Annotated in this window: 14 protein-coding genes and 3 pseudogenes; 10 read left to right on the plus strand and 7 right to left on the minus strand. The window is 66.3% G+C overall.

Features of this window, described 5'->3' with window-relative positions:
* Positions 1–111 precede the first annotated feature (111 nt).
* Positions 112–537: pseudogene (locus tag G4G31_RS28775) on the plus strand (aminotransferase class III-fold pyridoxal phosphate-dependent enzyme); the annotation flags it as partial.
* 124 nt (positions 538–661) lie between these two features.
* A pseudogene (locus G4G31_RS28780) lies at positions 662–1,437 on the plus strand (aminotransferase class III-fold pyridoxal phosphate-dependent enzyme).
* A gap of 229 nt (positions 1,438–1,666) precedes the next feature.
* On the opposite strand, the gene G4G31_RS01040 reads toward G4G31_RS28780, so the two are convergent.
* From G4G31_RS01040 to G4G31_RS01055, 4 genes are all read right to left on the minus strand, one after another.
* Positions 1,667–2,515, minus strand: a complete 849-nt coding sequence (locus tag G4G31_RS01040; protein WP_182989930.1) for a fumarylacetoacetate hydrolase family protein — start codon at positions 2,513–2,515, stop codon at positions 1,667–1,669.
* Positions 2,516–2,564: 49 nt separating this feature from the next.
* Positions 2,565–3,890, minus strand: a complete 1,326-nt coding sequence (locus tag G4G31_RS01045) for a sorbosone dehydrogenase family protein (protein ID WP_182989931.1) — start codon at positions 3,888–3,890, stop codon at positions 2,565–2,567.
* Positions 3,891–3,993: 103 nt separating this feature from the next.
* Positions 3,994–5,304 (minus strand): MFS transporter, encoded by a 1,311-nt coding sequence (locus tag G4G31_RS01050; RefSeq protein WP_182989932.1) that lies wholly within the window; start codon positions 5,302–5,304, stop codon positions 3,994–3,996.
* Positions 5,305–5,313: 9 nt separating this feature from the next.
* Complete coding sequence (locus G4G31_RS01055) at positions 5,314–6,723, minus strand: KamA family radical SAM protein (RefSeq protein WP_182989933.1); 1,410 nt, start codon at positions 6,721–6,723, stop codon at positions 5,314–5,316.
* Positions 6,724–7,023: 300 nt separating this feature from the next.
* Here G4G31_RS01055 and G4G31_RS01060 point away from each other — a divergent pair, with 300 nt between their 5' ends.
* The 3 genes from G4G31_RS01060 to G4G31_RS27945 are packed head-to-tail and all read left to right on the plus strand — an operon-like array spanning position 7,024 to position 9,266.
* Complete coding sequence (locus tag G4G31_RS01060) at positions 7,024–7,479, plus strand: cache domain-containing protein (protein WP_182989934.1); 456 nt, start codon at positions 7,024–7,026, stop codon at positions 7,477–7,479.
* 60 nt (positions 7,480–7,539) lie between these two features.
* Positions 7,540–8,667, plus strand: a complete 1,128-nt coding sequence (locus tag G4G31_RS01065; RefSeq protein WP_308621991.1) for an MCP four helix bundle domain-containing protein — start codon at positions 7,540–7,542, stop codon at positions 8,665–8,667.
* An 8-nt stretch (positions 8,668–8,675) separates the two neighbouring features.
* Positions 8,676–9,266, plus strand: a complete 591-nt coding sequence (locus G4G31_RS27945) for a methyl-accepting chemotaxis protein (protein WP_308621993.1) — start codon at positions 8,676–8,678, stop codon at positions 9,264–9,266.
* On the opposite strand, the pseudogene G4G31_RS01070 reads toward G4G31_RS27945, so the two are convergent.
* Positions 9,247–9,820, minus strand: a pseudogene (locus tag G4G31_RS01070) (DNA-3-methyladenine glycosylase). The gene G4G31_RS27945 and the pseudogene G4G31_RS01070 sit on opposite strands and share 20 nt — an antisense overlap.
* Before the next feature lie 196 nt (positions 9,821–10,016).
* Here G4G31_RS01070 and G4G31_RS01075 point away from each other — a divergent pair.
* The 5 genes from G4G31_RS01075 to G4G31_RS01095 all read left to right on the plus strand — a co-directional run bounded on the left by G4G31_RS01075 (position 10,017) and on the right by G4G31_RS01095 (position 13,666).
* Positions 10,017–10,925 (plus strand): HDOD domain-containing protein, encoded by a 909-nt coding sequence (locus G4G31_RS01075; RefSeq protein ID WP_308621995.1) that lies wholly within the window; start codon positions 10,017–10,019, stop codon positions 10,923–10,925.
* A gap of 64 nt (positions 10,926–10,989) precedes the next feature.
* Positions 10,990–11,709 carry a hypothetical protein gene (locus G4G31_RS01080; RefSeq protein WP_182989935.1) on the plus strand — a complete coding sequence of 240 codons (720 nt, stop codon included), beginning with the start codon at positions 10,990–10,992 and terminating at the stop codon, positions 11,707–11,709.
* Positions 11,706–12,167 (plus strand): tetratricopeptide repeat protein, encoded by a 462-nt coding sequence (locus tag G4G31_RS01085; protein ID WP_182989936.1) that lies wholly within the window; start codon positions 11,706–11,708, stop codon positions 12,165–12,167. The genes G4G31_RS01080 and G4G31_RS01085 overlap by 4 nt, the downstream gene beginning before the upstream one ends.
* Before the next feature lie 99 nt (positions 12,168–12,266).
* The gene (locus tag G4G31_RS01090) at positions 12,267–12,587 is read left to right on the plus strand and encodes a helix-turn-helix transcriptional regulator (RefSeq protein ID WP_182989937.1); all 321 of its coding nucleotides are present in this window, start codon (positions 12,267–12,269) and stop codon (positions 12,585–12,587) included.
* 11 nt (positions 12,588–12,598) lie between these two features.
* Positions 12,599–13,666: an acyl-CoA desaturase gene (locus tag G4G31_RS01095; RefSeq protein ID WP_182989938.1), complete on the plus strand. Its 1,068-nt coding sequence runs from the start codon at positions 12,599–12,601 to the stop codon at positions 13,664–13,666.
* Positions 13,667–13,878: 212 nt separating this feature from the next.
* Here G4G31_RS01095 and infA read toward each other — a convergent pair whose 3' ends face one another.
* Positions 13,879–14,148, minus strand: coding sequence for a translation initiation factor IF-1 (gene infA / locus G4G31_RS01100; RefSeq protein WP_182989939.1), 270 nt, complete (start codon positions 14,146–14,148; stop codon positions 13,879–13,881).
* A gap of 519 nt (positions 14,149–14,667) precedes the next feature.
* Entirely contained in the window at positions 14,668–15,219 is a 552-nt protein-coding gene (locus G4G31_RS01105; protein ID WP_182989940.1) for a DNA-deoxyinosine glycosylase, read from the minus strand.
* Positions 15,220–15,260 lie beyond the last annotated feature (41 nt).

Here is a 15,260-nt window from a genome sequence, read left to right on the forward strand (position 1 = left end):
ATTCGCACAGCTTCCGTGAAAGATCAAAGGAATCCCGTCCCCCCACCATTATTGTCGAACGTCAACTTCCGCGATCACTCCTCTCCCCTATTTCCACCGGAGGCCCATGCCATGAGCTACATCATCCACCGCAGCCTGCGCCAGACGCCGCCTGTCGCCGTGCGCGCCAGCGGCGTGACAGTCTTCGACAGCACCGGCAAGGCCTATCTTGACGCCAGCGGCGGTGCGGCCGTGTCCTCGCTCGGGCACGGGCATCCCGACGTCATCGCAGCCATGCACCGCCAGATCGACCGCTGCGCGTATGCGCATACGGCCTTCTTCACCACGGAAGTGGCCGAAGAACTGGCGGAACGGCTGGTGGCGAATGCCCCTGCCGGGATGGAGGCCGTGTACCTGGTCTCGGGCGGTTCGGAGGCGATGGAGACGGCGCTGAAGCTGGCGCGCCAGTACTTCGTCGAGGGCGGAGAACACCGGCGCTCGGTCTTCATCGCGCGCCGCCAGAGCTATCACGGCAACACGCTCGGCGCCCTCGCCGTCGGTGGGAACGAGTGGCGCCGCAAGCCGTTCGCCCCGCTGCTGATGGACGTGCCGCGGGTGGCGCCCCTGCTACGAGTACCGCGACCGCCTCGCCCACCAGTCGCAGGATGCCTACACGGCGGCCCTGCTCGACGAACTCGAGACGGCGATCATCGCCGCCGGGCCGGAGAACGTCATCGGCTTCGTCGCCGAGCCGGTGGTGGGCGCGACCGGCGGCGCCATCCCGCCCACGCCGGGCTACTTCCGGGGCGTGCGCACCATCTGCGACCGCCACGGCATCCTGTTCATCGCCGACGAAGTCATGTGCGGCATGGGCCGCACCGGCAGCATGTATGCGATCGAGCAGGACGGCGTGGCGCCCGACATCATCACAGTTGCCAAGGGACTGGGGGCGGGCTACCAGCCGGTGGGCGCGGTGCTGGCGCAGGGGCGATCGTCGAGCGCCTGCGCCACGGCAGCGGCGCTTTCCTGCACGGGCACACGTATATCGGCCACCCGGTGGCGGCAGCGGCGGCGCTGGCGGTGCAGCAGGTGATCGCGCGCGACGGCCTGCTCGCGCAGGTGCGGCAGCGCGGCGCGACCTTGCGGCGCATGCTGGGCGATGTCTTCGGCAAGCATCCGCACGTGGGCGACATCCGCGGACGCGGGCTGTTCGTCGGGATCGAGCTGGTGCAGGACCGGGCCAGCAAGGAGCCGTTCGCGCCGGCACGCAAGCTGCACGCGGCGATCAAGGCGGAAGCGATGGCGCGCGGGCTGATGGTGTATCCGATGGGCGGGACGATCGACGGCCAGCGCGGCGATCATGTGCTGCTGGCGCCGCCGTTCATCGTGACGGCGGGCGAGTTGTCGGAGATGGTGGCGCGGCTGGCGGAGGCGGTAGATGCGGCGGTGAAGGCGTAGGGTGTGCGGCTCGACCCATACATTTGAACACACGCTGCGTGTGCGCCGCCCACGCGTTCAACGGTCCTGCGAACAGTTGCGGCACTCATCCGTTCGTTGAACGCGTGTGCGGCGCATGCGTCGCGTAAATTCAACAGGTACAGGTGGAGCCGCACACCCTACGGCATACGCAGGCACGATGCGGTCTTTCAGCGTGGGCACGGGGCGCCCACCCTACGCCTGATCGCGCCTATTTCGGAAACGCCACCACTTCCGCCTGCTGTTCGCCCAGCCCCGCAATCCCCAGCCGCAGCTTGTCGCCCTTTTTCAGGAAACGCTGCGGGCTGCGGCCCATGCCGACGCCCGGCGGGGTGCCGGTGGTGATGATGTCGCCCGGCTCCAGGGTCATGAAGCGCGAGACGTAGCTGACGATCTGCGCCACCGTGAAGATCATCTTCGACGTGTTCCCGGTCTGCATGCGCTTGCCGTTCAGTTCCAGGTAGAGGTCGAGGTCCTGCACGTCGTAGATCTCGTCGCGCGTGACGAGGAAGGGGCCGACTGGACCGAAGGTGTCGCAGCCTTTGCCCTTGTCCCACTGCGAACCCATCTCGAACTGGAAGGCGCGTTCCGATACGTCGTTCACCACGCAGTAGCCCGCCACGAACTTCAGGGCCTCTTCTTCGCTGACGTATTGCGCGCGGGTGCCGATCACGACCCCGAGTTCGACTTCCCAGTCGGTCTTTTTCGAGCCTTGCGGCAGGCGGATCGGATCGTCCGGGCCGTTCAGGCAGCTGGTCGCCTTGGTAAAGAAAACCGGTTCAGGCGGCACGGCGGCGCCGGTTTCGGCGGCGTGGTCGGCATAGTTCATGCCGATGCCGATGAACTTGCCGACGCGCGCCACCGGCACGCCCAGGCGCGGCGTACCGCGCACCAGCGGCAGCGTCTTCGCGTCGATCTTGGCGAGTTTACGCAGCGCGCGCTCATTCAGGGCCGCGGCATCGATATCGTCGATGACGCCGGACAGGTCGCGCAGGCGCCCTTCTTCATCGAACAGGCCCGGTTTTTCCTTGCCCGGGCGGCCATAGCGTACCAATCTCATGCGTTTTTCCTGTCATCGTGAAAGGCCGTCATGATACCAAGGCTGCGCCTTATTGGGCCGCAGCGGCGCGCACGCGCCAGACCACGTTGCCGACATCGTCGGCCACCAGCAGCGCGCCGCGCTTGTCGATGGCCACGCCGACCGGGCGGCCGAGCGCGTTGCCGCCGGCGTCGACGAAACCGGTCAGCACCTCGACCGGCTTGTCGCTTGGATTACCGTTCGCGAAGGGCACGTAGACGACGTTATAGCCCGACAGCGGCTTGCGGTTCCAGGAGCCGTGCTGGCCGATGAAGGCGCCGTTCGCGAATCGCGGCCCGAGCTGGGCGCCGCTGGCAAACGAGAGTCCGAGCGCAGCCACGTGGGCGCCGAGGGCATAATCCGGTGCGGTGGCTTTGGCCACCAGGTCCGGGCGCGGCGGTTTCACCCGTTCGTCGACGTGCTGGCCATAATAGCTGTAGGGCCAGCCGTAGAAGGCGCCCTCCTTCACCGAGCTCAGGTAGTCGGGTACGAGGTCGCTGCCGATCTCGTCGCGCTCGTTCGCCACCGTCCACAGCACGCCGGTCTGCGGTTCCCAAGCCAGGCCGTTCGGGTTGCGCAGGCCGGACGCGAACAGGCGCGTCGCGCCGCTGTTGACATCCACTTCGAGGATGGCGGCGCGATTGACCTCGTTCTCCATGCCGTTTTCGCCGACATTGCTGTTCGAGCCGACGGTGGCATACAGCTTGCTGCCATCGCGGCTGGCGAGGATGTTCTTGGTCCAGTGGTGGTTGATCCCGGACGGCAGTGCCGCCACCTGCTGCGGCGTGTCCGTGATTTCGGTGGCGCCTTCCTTGTAGGGCACGCGCACGATGGCGTCGGCGTTCGCCACGTACAGCGTGTCGCCGACCAGGGCCATGCCGAAAGGCGAATGCAGGCCTTTCATGAAGACGCCGCGGGTTTCGGCCACGCCGTCGCCATCGCTGTCGCGCAGCAGGGTGATGCGGTCGGCGCTGGGCACGCCGGCCCCGGCCTTGGCCATGACTTTCCCCATGATCCAGCCGCGGATGCCTTCGTTGCGCTTTCCTTCCTCGGGCGGCTTCGGCTTGTTCGATTCGGCCACCAGCACATCGCCGTTGGGCAGCACGTACAGCCAGCGCGGGTGATCGAGCCCGGTCGCCAGCGCGTTCACCGCCAGCCCGGCCGCGGCTTGTGGCTTGGCGCCGGCCGGCCAGCCCTTGGCGGGTGCGATGTGCACCGTCGGGATCAGGGTTTTATGGGGTTGCGGCAGCTGGGGATTCGGACCGATGCCGGCGCCGGCTGGCAGGGTGGATTTGTCGCCGCAGCCGGCAAGGACGAACAGCATGGCGGCGAGGATCGACGACGAATGAGGGCGCATGGGAGTCTCCTGGATCGGACGAGGCGATGCGACCGATTGTAGCAATAAAGTCAATACCGCCTCATCCGATACAAGCCGCTTCCCGTGCATGCACGCTGGCGCCCTAGGCCGGCGTATGCGCCTCCCCGCCCAGCTCTTCGCGCACGCTTTCAGGAGCCCCTGCGCCGCGCCGCGCCAGCAGGCATCGCCGCAGCCAGGCCAGCAGGCCGGGCAACTGCAGCAGCACCAGTGCCGCGAACGCAACCTGGTAAGCCAGCGCGGGATAATGCCCGCCGCCGTCCGGCTGCCAGCAGCCGACCACCAGCCCGAAACCCGCCTGCACCAGGAAGGCACCGACGAAAATCAGCAGGTTCAGGCAGGTAGCGGCGCGCCCGGTCAGTTCGCGCGGCATGCTCTGGGCGACGATCGCGTATTCGATGCCGGTGATCGTGCCCACCAGCGTGAAGAGCACCGAGAGCAGCTGGAAGCTCGGCTTGTAGCCGACCACGAAGGCAATCTGCACCAGCAGGAACAGGGCGACACCGATGCCGGCGACGTCGACCGGCTGCACGCCGCGCCGCCCTGCCCACTCGGTAATCATGCCGACCGCAATCGCGCCGAAGATGACGGCCGCCATGCCCAGATACAGCAGGTAGGCCACCGCATCGTTGGGAAAGCGTGCCACGTCGGACAGCCAGCGCCCGATCCACAGGCCCTGGATGCCGAAGAAAACGGCATGGGGAAGGAGCACCAGCGAGATCGTCGAGCGGAAAGCCGGCATCCGGTAGACGCTCAGGATCGAGGCGGCCAGGGGCTGCTTGCTGCTTGCCGGCGCGGTTGCGGGCGGGTGCGTCTTCGGCGTGATGAGCCAGATCAGCACCCCGCTGGCCGCGATCAGCAGGGCCAGCGCCACGAACAGGTCGCGCCAGTCGGTGTGCTGCAGCGCCATGCGCACCGGCATGGTGCTGGTGGCCGCGCCCAGTCCGCCGACGGCGATCAGGTAGCCATGCACCGAGGGCAGCTTGCGCGGCGCGATCCAGGTCGAGATGGCCTTCACCGCCGACATGAAGCAGCCGCCCAGGCCGCAGCCAAGCACGGCCCGCGCCAGCACCAGCTGCAGGAAGCTGCCGCCGCGCGCGAACAGCAGCGCGCCCGCCGCCGCCAGCAGCATCAGCACCAGCTGCACGCGGCGCGGCCCGTAGCGGTCGAGCGCGATCCCCACCGGCAGCTGCACCAGCGCAAACGCAAAGAAGAAAGCGCTGGTGAGCAGGCCCAGCTGCCCGGGCGTGAGCGCGAGAGAAGCGACCAGGTCGGGCGCCAGCACCGCGTTCACGTTGCGCAGCAGCGAGGACAGGTAGTGTCCGAGCGCGAACGGCAGGAACACGCAGGAGAAAACCGCCACGCCGGATAAGCGTGGCGAGTCGTGGTCGCCCATGACGCGCTATCAGGCGGCGCTGGGCTGGCTGTCGCTGGCGCGGCCGTCGTGCGTGCGCGCGGAGGCGATCGGAATCACCCGCCCGTGCGCTGCATGCTGGCCGGCGTCGCCGCCCTCTTCCTCGAAGAAGAACTTCTTGCGGCCGAACGCGGGTTTCAGGTGGTCGAGCCAGGTGGCGTCGGGATCGTATTTGGCGAAGAAGGGTTTGCGCACCCATTGCGGATTGCGGGCCTGCAGGAACTGCAGCGCGAACAGCTTTTCGCCGTTGATCGTCACCACGCCGTCGATCACGACCTTGCCGGGGAAGGCACTCATCGATGGCCCGCGCACGGTGCGCGACAGGCCCGACACCATCGAATAGGCCGACTGGAAGATCTCGTGGGCGCGGGCCAGCGGCAGCGCGAAATAATCGCTCGGGCCGGTGTCGCGCTCGACGAACATGTAGTACGGGATGGCGCCCAGGCGCACGCCAGTGGTCCACAGTTCGGCCCAGCTTTTCGGGTCTTCGTTGATGTGGCGGATCAGCGGGCCCTGCATGCGCAGCGTGGCGCCGGTACCGACGATGCGCTTCACGGCCTGCTGGGCGATCGGGTGGCGCAGTTCCACAGCGTGGTTGTAGTGGCCCATGATGGCGAGATTCTTGCCGGCCTTGACGACGCGTTCGAACAGGCGCAGCAGGTCATCGGAATCCTTGTCGGAGACGAAGCGCTGCGGCCAGTAGGCCACCGACTTGGTGCCGATGCGGATGTTCTGGATGTGCGCCAGCTCGGGCGCCAGCAGGGGTTCCAGGAATTCCGTCAGCGAGCGCGTATTCATGATCATCGGGTCGCCGCCGGTGATCAGCACGTCCGTCACCTCCGGCTGGCTGATGAGATACGACACCAGTTCGCCGCTTTCGCGCGCATCGAACTTCATGTCGTCCATGCCGACGAACTGCGGCCAGCGGAAGCAGAAGGTGCAATAGGCGTGGCAGGTCTGGCCCGAACTGGGGAAGAACAGCACGGTTTCCTTGTACTTGTGCTGCAGGCCGCGCAGGGGCGCGTCGTTCACGCGCGGCACGTTGTGGGTCATCTGGCCGGCCGGGTGCGGATTCATGCGCATGCGGATCTGGTGCACCAGTTTCGCAATGGCGGCATCGTCCTTCTTGTGCAGCACCAGGTCGCGCAGCTGCTCGTACTCGCGCGGGGGCAGCATGTCGCGGTGCGGGAAGGTCAGGCGGAAGATCGGGTCGTCGGGAATCCTGTCCCAGTCGATCAGCTGGTCGAGCACATATTCATTGACCCGAAACGGCAGTACGTGCGAGACGACCTGGGTTGCTTCCTGCAACTCGGGACTCATCCACTGCCACTGGCGTGCCAGGGCAATGGTCTGGCGCGTATACGGCTTGAACTTGGCGGGTGTCGATTCGATGGCGGTCACGGCATGCTCCTGGAAAGGAAAGATGGTGTGGTGAGGACGGCCAGCGAATTCTCGAAAAAGAAGTTCGCGGGCGGGAATCCATCTTAGGAAGCAGCCATCCCGCAAGAGTTGCACGCAATCAACAAAAGGAGTAAAGCTTTCCCAAAGGAACATATTCTTTGTGGAAAGACATGTGGCATGTTGTCGCCACCTTGCCCTGCGCCTTGCGCGCGATCAAATTGCCTGCTGGAAGTGGGCGTACATTCCTTAATGCACTTAAGCAAGTTTTACCCCATGCAGGTCTTACCGAAAGGATTTTCCATGAAGCTACTCGCCACTGCCACCGCCCTGTGCCTCGGACTCGCTTGCTCCGGTGCGTTGGCTAATGAACCGACCGAAAAAGACGCGATCGCCATGGCCGAACGCGGCGCCGCCCTGGTCAAGGCCAAGGGCAAGGATGAAATGATGAAGCGCATCAATGCCAAGGACCCGGACTTCGTCCAGGGCGAACTGTACGTCGACCTGCGCGACGTCAAGACCGGCATCGTGCTGGCGCATCCCTACAACCCGTCGATCGTCGGCAAGGACCTGGTCGACGTGCCCGATGCGAACGGCAAGAAATACCGCCGCGAGATCATCGAACTGGCCGCCGCCAAGGGCAAGGGCTGGGTCGACTACCAGTACAAGAACCCCACCACCGGCAAGATCGAGCCGAAGACCACCTACATCCTGCTGGTCGATGGCGTGGTGCTGGAAGCGGGCATCTACAAGAAGTAATCGACGCGGGTACCGGGCGGCTGCGGCCGCCCTTTTCTTTTGTATAGCTGGAGGTGGAGCATGCTGAAAAAACTACGGATCGGGCCGAAGCTGCTGCTGGCGCCGGGATTGGTGCTGGTGCTGCTGACGCTGCTCTCCGGCGCTGCCTACTACGGCATGGTGCGCCAGCATGCCTCGCTCGAGAACATGGTGCAGGTGCGCGCGGCGCGCTTGCAGGACACCGCGGACGTCGCCGGCGAAGCGAAATATGCGCACGCGAACATCTATCAGCTGCTGGCCTGGATCAGCGGCAGCTTTGCCAAGAACCGCCTCGACGCCCTGATCGCCGACATTGGCAAGAAGCACGGCGCGATCGCCACCCGGCTGGGAGACCTGGCCAAGGTGGCCGACCCGGCCGAGCGCAAGCTGATCGATGCGTCCAGCGCATCGCTGGCGGCCTACCGCAAGGCGGTACTGGAAACCATCGAGATGGCCCAGGTCGACCAGTCGATTGCCACCAACTCGATGCAGAAGGCCGAGAAGGACTTCGGCGTACTGAACACCCAGCTGGCGCAACTGGCCGCGCTGGAAACGCGCCTGAGCGAGGAAGCCTATGCCGCCGCCGGCGCCGAGTTCCGCACCTTCGGGGTGTCGATGGCGATACTGGTGCTGCTGTCGATCACGCTGTCGCTGGCCGTGACGATGCTGGTGCGGCGTGCCATGCTGGGCGATATCCGCGCCATCTCCGACGTGGTCGCCGAACTGGCCGAAGGCCGCCTGGCCACTGCCACCGCCAGCACGGGCGGCGACGAGATCGCCGACACCTCGCGCGCCCTCGACCACACGATCGCGACCCTGAACACGACCCTGCACGCCATCCTGACGTCGGTTCGATCGATCGACACGGCCTCGCGCGAAATCGCCACCGGCAACCTCGACCTGTCGACCCGTACCGAAATGCAGGCCGGCTCGCTCGAGCAGACCGCCAGCGCGATGGAAACCCTGACGGTGGCGGTGAAGGACAACGCGAACAACGCGCGCCTGGCCACCGACCTGGCGGCCGAAGCGGCGCGCCTGGCCAGCCACGGCGGCCAGGCGGTCGACCGCGCAGTGACGACGATGGAATCGATCAAGTCCAGTTCGCGCAAGATCGTCGAGATCATCGGCGTCATCGACGGCATCTCCTTCCAGACGAATATCCGGCCCTGAACGCGGCGGTGGAAGCGGCGCGCGCAGGCGAACAGGGACGGGGCTTTGCCGTGGTGGCTTCCGAGGTACGCACGCTGGCACAGCGCTCGGCGGCGGCGGCCAAGGAGATCAAGGCCCTGATCGCCGATTCGGTGGCCATCATCGACGGCGGCGCGGCCTCGGTCAACGAAGCGGGCAGCAGCATGGGCCACATCGTCGCCTCGGTGCAGCAGGTGAACGACATCATCGAACGCATCAGCGTGGCCAGCACCGAGCAGGCCGACGGCATCGCTGAAGTCAACCGCGCGGTGGGCCAGATGGACGACATGACCCAGCAGAATGCGGCGCTGGTGGAAGAAGCGGCGGCGGCGGCCGAAAGCCTGCACGAGCAGACCGTGAACCTGGCGCGCGCCGTCTCGGTCTTCAAGGTCGACGGGATCGAACCGCTGGCGCAAGCCGAGGCCGACACCGATGCGATCGACGGCGCCGCCGACTTTCACGATCCGCGCGAACGGCGCGCACCGGGCAGCCCGATGCGCACGCAGGCACCCCGTGCACTGGCGCACGCCGCAAACCCTGCGCCGCGCCAACGCAGCCGCGTCAGCGGAAAGGGCGGCTGACGAAAGGCGAGCCGGCCAGGCCGAAGCGCCGGGGTACGTCCATCGCCTTCGAAATGCCGATGCGCGGCCCGCTCACCACCTCCAGGCCGGGCGCGGCCGGCTGCAGCAGGAAGGGTGGCTCGCGCAGCGACTTGCCGTTGAAGTCGCGCGTCACATTCAGGGGCCTGGCACAACTTGCCAGGCCCTGAGCACAACTGGCGCGGGTCCTCCGCGTCGCGCCGGACGCGCATCTGGTCCAGTCCCGCCAGGGGCTCGATCGCCCGGATCAGCACCCCGGCGCCATGCCCCTCCTCGCGGCAGACGAAATTCAGGCACCAGTGGATGCCGTAGGAGCGGTACACATAGGCGTGCGCGGGCGGGCCGAACATGGCGAAGTTGCGCTCGGTCGGTCCCGAATAGGCATGCGAAGCCGGATCTTCGCGGTCATAGGCTTCGGTCTCGACGATGCGTCCGCCGACGCCATCGATCAGCACGACGACCCCGATCAGCTGGCGCGCCACGACCTCGGCAGGCGCAAGAAAGTCGATGCCGGCAAGGGTGGCCGCCGGGGACATGGCTGCATTCATGGTATCCATGCCATCGATTCTAGACAGCTCCGCAACAGCGCTCTGTCCGTTTTGCCACATAATTCGGGCTATTGCTGCATGGAAACGGCACTTGGTTTATAGTGATGCTCTCCGCTTTATTTCCTGAAAGCATCACCCCTCCATGAGCACAGTTGCAGCGAAAGCAATACCCGCTCGCGCCGCGATGGCTCGCGTGTCGGCCGCGAAATCTCCCGCAGCCGCACTTGCGCCCAGCGATCCTGTCGACGAGCTGATCAAGTCGATCCGCATTCCGCCGCGTCCGAGCCTGCTGGCCGACCTGCAGGCCGAGCTGGCATCAATCGATCCGTCGCCCGAGACCATCGGCCGCATCGTCGCGCGCGACGTCGGCATGTCCGGGGCGCTGCTGAAACTGGCCAATTCCTCGCTGTACGGCGGCCGCCGCGCGAAGTCGATCGAACAGGCCATCCTCTTCCTCGGCATCAACCAGGTGGCGGCCCTGATGACCGGCCTGCTGGCGCGCCAGGCGATTCCGGCCGAGAGCCCGGCCCTGGCCAGCTTCTGGGACGTGTCGACGCGGCGCTCGCATGCGATGGTGTTCCTGTCGCGCCGCCTGCGCATCGGCGCGCCCGACATCGCCCACACCTTCGGCCTGTTCTGCGACACCGGCGTGCCGCTCTTGATGGGACGTTTCCCGGATTACGCCACCACCTTCCAGGACGCCGGCGCCGACACCCTGCGCCCATTCACGGCGATCGAGGACGAACGCCACAGCACCAGCCACGCCGCCATCGGCGCCCTGCTGGCGCGCAACTGGGGCCTGTCGAGCGAGGTGACCTGGGCCATCCTGCACCACCACGACTACGCCGTGATCGAGGACGAGCACACCGACGACCTGGTGCGCTCGCTGGTGGCGCTGTCGCTGCTGGCCGAGCGGGCGATCCGCCGCTACCGAGGGGCCATGCCGGTTCGCCCGAGTGGGACAAGGGCGGCGAACGCGCCCGCGCCTACCTCTCGCTGGACGAAGACGAAACGGCCGAGCTGCTCGACGAACTCGAAGAAGCCCTGCACGACGACCAGTAATTCGCGCACTGCGGCAGCACGCCGCTTTTGACAGCGCCGCGCGCGCAGCCGATACTGCCTGTATTGACAGTCGCGGAGGCGCCATGCGAACCCCGGTGCGAATCCTTTCCCTGATCCTGTGCGCCTGCCTGGCTGGCTGCGCCGGCACGATGACACGCCCTGCCGAGCCCTCGGCCCTGGCCGCGCTGCTCGACGACAGCGCCTTCCCGGCACCAGGCCGTCCTGCCGATGCCAGCGACCTGTTCACCCTGAGCCCGGCCATGAAAGCGCACCTGCGCAGCCATGCCTTCCAGGCGAAACTGCGCGAAAAAGGCGCGGCGCGCGGGCTGGTCAACGCCCTCTACACGAAAAGCGACCTGCAGCTCGACTACGATGCAACCGTCACCCAGACCGCGGCCCAGACCTATGCCGCGCGCTCGGGCAACTGCCTGTCGCTGGTGATCATGACGGCTGCCTTCGCACGCGAACTGGGCATGAAGGTGCGCTTCCAGAGCGTGGAGGCCGAGGACACCTGGAGCCGCACGACTTCCCTGTATCTGGTCAGCGAGCACGTGAACATCAGCCTGGCGCCGGCGCAGCCGCTGTTCAACACCTATGCGCCCGACAGCGAACTGACGATCGACTTCCTGGCCTCGCGCGACGCTTCCCGCCTGCGCACGCGCGAACTCGAGGAAGCCGACATCGTCGCGCTGTACATGAACAACCGCGCCGCCGAGGAAATGCTGCAGGGCCGCCATGCCCAGGCCTACTGGTGGGCCAGAGCCGCGCTGCTGGCGCGGCCGGGGCTGCTGCCGGCGTATAACACCTGGCCGTGATCTACCAGCGCAGCAGCCGCCCGCTGCAGGCCGAACGCGTCTACCGCGCCGCCCTCGAACGCGATCCCGACAGCCTGGTCGTAATGCAGAACCTGGCGCCGCTGCTCGCGGCGAACGGCAAGCCGGCCGAAGCGCAGCAGCTGAACGAACGCATCGCGCGCCTTTATCCGGCGCCGCCCTTCCACTACTTCAACCGGGGCATGGACGCCTACCGCGCCGGCGACTTCGCCCGCGCCCGTGCGCTGTTTGCGCGCGAGGTGGCACGCGCGCCCTACAACGACGAATTCCATTTCTGGCTCGGACTGGCTCATATGCAGCTGGGCGAGATGGCGCCGGCGCGCAAGCAGCTGGCACTGGCGCGCGATACCAGCGTGCGTGCCGACTCGCGTACCCGCTACACGGCCAAGCTCGAGAAACTGCGCGGCCTCAGCGCCGCCAGCGGCCCAAGCGTGCACTGAGCCCATGCTGCGGCAAGACTGATTCCGGAAGTTGACAGCATCGCCAGTTGCGCGCACAATAAATTAACGAATTAGTTAATTACGCAACTCACACCCATCATGAGCATAGATAAAGTTTTCGATGCGCTGGCCTCGACCCCGCGCCGCAAGATCCTCGCCCTGCTGGGCAGCACCGAACTGACGACCAGCGAACTGGCCGAGCAGCTCGGCATCAGCACGCCCGCGGTCTCGCGCCATCTGTCGGTGCTGGAGAACGCTGAACTGGTGTCGAGCGAGCGGCGCGGGCAATACGTGTATTACCGCCTGAATGCCGACCACCTGGCCAACCATCTGTCCGGGTTTCTCTTCAACCTGTGCCCGACCGCCGCGCCGCTCAAGCGCAAGTCGGCCGACCTCGCAAAAAAACGCCAATCCAACTGAGAGGACACAGCATGCCGCAGCCAGGAAGCCGCCATCGCACGATCGCACCCCACGACGCTCACCAGGGCGACGTCATGACAGGCCGGGTAACCTGGTCGCCCCTGAAATCGATCTGGCTGGGATCGATGGCGACCGTCGCGCTTGTCGGCGGCACCCTCACCTTCAGCTGGAGCGCGCTGCTGCTGTTCGTCCTCGCTACAGGGACCGTCCTGCTGTTCGGCCATTCCCTCGGCAGCCACCGCAAACTGATCCACGACAGCTTCGATTGTCCGAAGTGGCTGGAATACCTGCTGGTCTACCTCGGCGTGCAGGTCGGGCTGTCCGGCCCACTTGGGCTGCTGCGCCAGCACGACCTGCGCGACTACGCCCAGCGCCAACCCGACTGCCATCCCTACCTGCGCCACGGCCGATCCCTGCTGGCCGACGGCTGGTGGCAGCTGTTCTGCGAGCTGCAGCTCGAACGCCCGCCCCGGATCGCCGTGCCGGGAGCGGTTGCGGGAGACCGCTTCTACCGCTTCCTCGAGCGCACCTGGATGCTGCAACAGCTGCCGCCGGCCCTGCTGCTGTATCTGGCGGGCGGCTGGGCCTTCGTGGTGTGGGGTGTCTGTGCGCGGATAACGGCGGGCGTCACCGGGCATTGGCTGATCGGCTACTTTGCGCACAATGCCGGCGGCATGCACCACGTGGTCGACGGCGCCGCGGTCCAGGGCCGCAATATCGGCTGGACTTCGCTGTTGACGATGGGAGAATCCTGGCACAACAACCACCACGCTTTCCCCGGTTCGGCGAAGCTGGGGCTGTTTGCGGGCGAATGGGATCCGGGCTGGTGGATGCTGCTCTGCCTGCGCAAGGCGGGCATCGTGACGCGGCTGACGCTGCCGAACGACCTGGGAACGCGGCCGGAGCTGCGTGCGCTCGATGGGAATGTGGGGGTTGAATCGATGCGGCAGGCGACGGGCTGGGCCGGGACCTGGTCCGCCGCCCGGGCGATCATTGCGTCGCAGCCTGCGCTGCGCCTGCAGGCGCCGGGGCGCATATCGCACCGGGGCGTCTTGCACGCTGGTGCGGGCCGCGGGTAGCGTGCCGCCCTGGCGCTGCGGCCAGGCTGGAACTGCTTGTCGACACGACCGTCGTACGCGGCCTGCCGGCATTCTTGTTGGGACTTGCTGCGCGCGGCCGCTAGATGTCGGCAGCTGCACTGGTGTTGCTGGCGCCGGCGATCGCGCTGGAAAACCTGCGCGCATCGCTCGGGGCCGCGGAGCCGCTTTAAGGGCGTCCGCTCATCGCCGTATTAACGGCGACGCTGGAAGCCGCCGGTACGTGCCGGTGGCGCGCCACGCGTCTCGATATGACGGAACACGATACGGCCCTTGTTCAGGTCATACGGCGACAGTTCGAGCGTGACCTTGTCGCCGGCCAGGATGCGAATATGGTTCTTCTTCATCCGGCCCGAGGTGTAGGCGATCAGCTTGTGGCCGTTGTCGAGGTCGACGCGGAAACGCAGTTCCGGCAGCACTTCGGTGACTTGGCCATTCATTTCGATCAGTTCTTCTTTTGCCATGTTCTTCTTCCTTTGGTGTGATGCCGCGAGCCGGCAAATAGCAATGCCGCCATGACGAATGCTGTCGGTAGCCAGTGTTCGCGGGGACTGGACCGGAGTGAGAGTGAATGGGCCGCTGTGGAAGCGGACAGTGACGGCGGCGGCTTCGATCCGGGACTGCAGCCGGACGCCGACCTGCGCGGGGAGAAAAAAAAGCCCGCTTGCTGCGGGCTTCGTTTCAATGGTTGCCAATACTTTGTATCGCTGTTCCAGCCGATGCTATCTGCAAGGTGCGGAACTCAGGATGCCCATGCTATCTGCGTGGTGCGGCCAATCGTGTAAGTCGATCAAGGTATCTTGAATCAATCCCGCCTGGCTGGTCGCTTGCGACCTTACACATGTCGCGCTGCGGGCTCCTGCGGGATGTCGTCGAGGCCTTCAAGACCTCTTCGACTGAACACAGTGTAACACGGCTGGCGAAAGCGCGTACGGACGAGCGCAGATTTGCCTGTCACCAACAACACTCGGCATCGCGCACGTTCAATCCTCGCGCTGGCGGAACAGGTCGTCGAAGCCGAGCTGGCGCGGTGGGCTGCTCTCTTCCTGCGGCATCAGTTGGCGCCACATGCCGAGTTTCTCCTCGAAGCTCATCGCCATGTGCGCCGGAGAACTGGATGGCAGCACTACGGTCCTGTAACCCTGCGCGGCAAACTGCGGCGCGAACTTGCCCGAAGCCTGGCCGTTAAAGCCAACCGTTTCCAGCGCCGGGCACAGATGGCGCAGGCGCTCGAAATCGTTGGCGGCGGGATTGCGGATGGCGGAATCGAGACTGCCCTCGCGCTCGCAGGCGCCGAGCACGTCCCACAGGCCGATGCGGTGCGCCAGCAGGCGCGGCAGGCGCTCGGCATACGGCAGGCCGTACAAGTCTTCGTCGACGAGCGCGCCGACCAGCTTCCAGAACTGATTGCGCGGGTGGGCGTAATACTGGGCTTGCGCCAGCGAGGTGGCGCCGGGGAAGCTGCCGAGGATGAGGATGCGGGTGTCGGGCGCCAGGATCGGGGCCAGGCCAGTCAGCGTGGAGTCGTTCGTCATGCGGCCATTCTAGCGGGCGCGGAGAAAGCGCGGCTGCACGA

Origin of the sequence: Massilia sp. Se16.2.3 (assembly GCF_014171595.1) — a bacterium.
Taxonomy (GTDB): Bacteria; Pseudomonadota; Gammaproteobacteria; order Burkholderiales; family Burkholderiaceae_D; genus Telluria.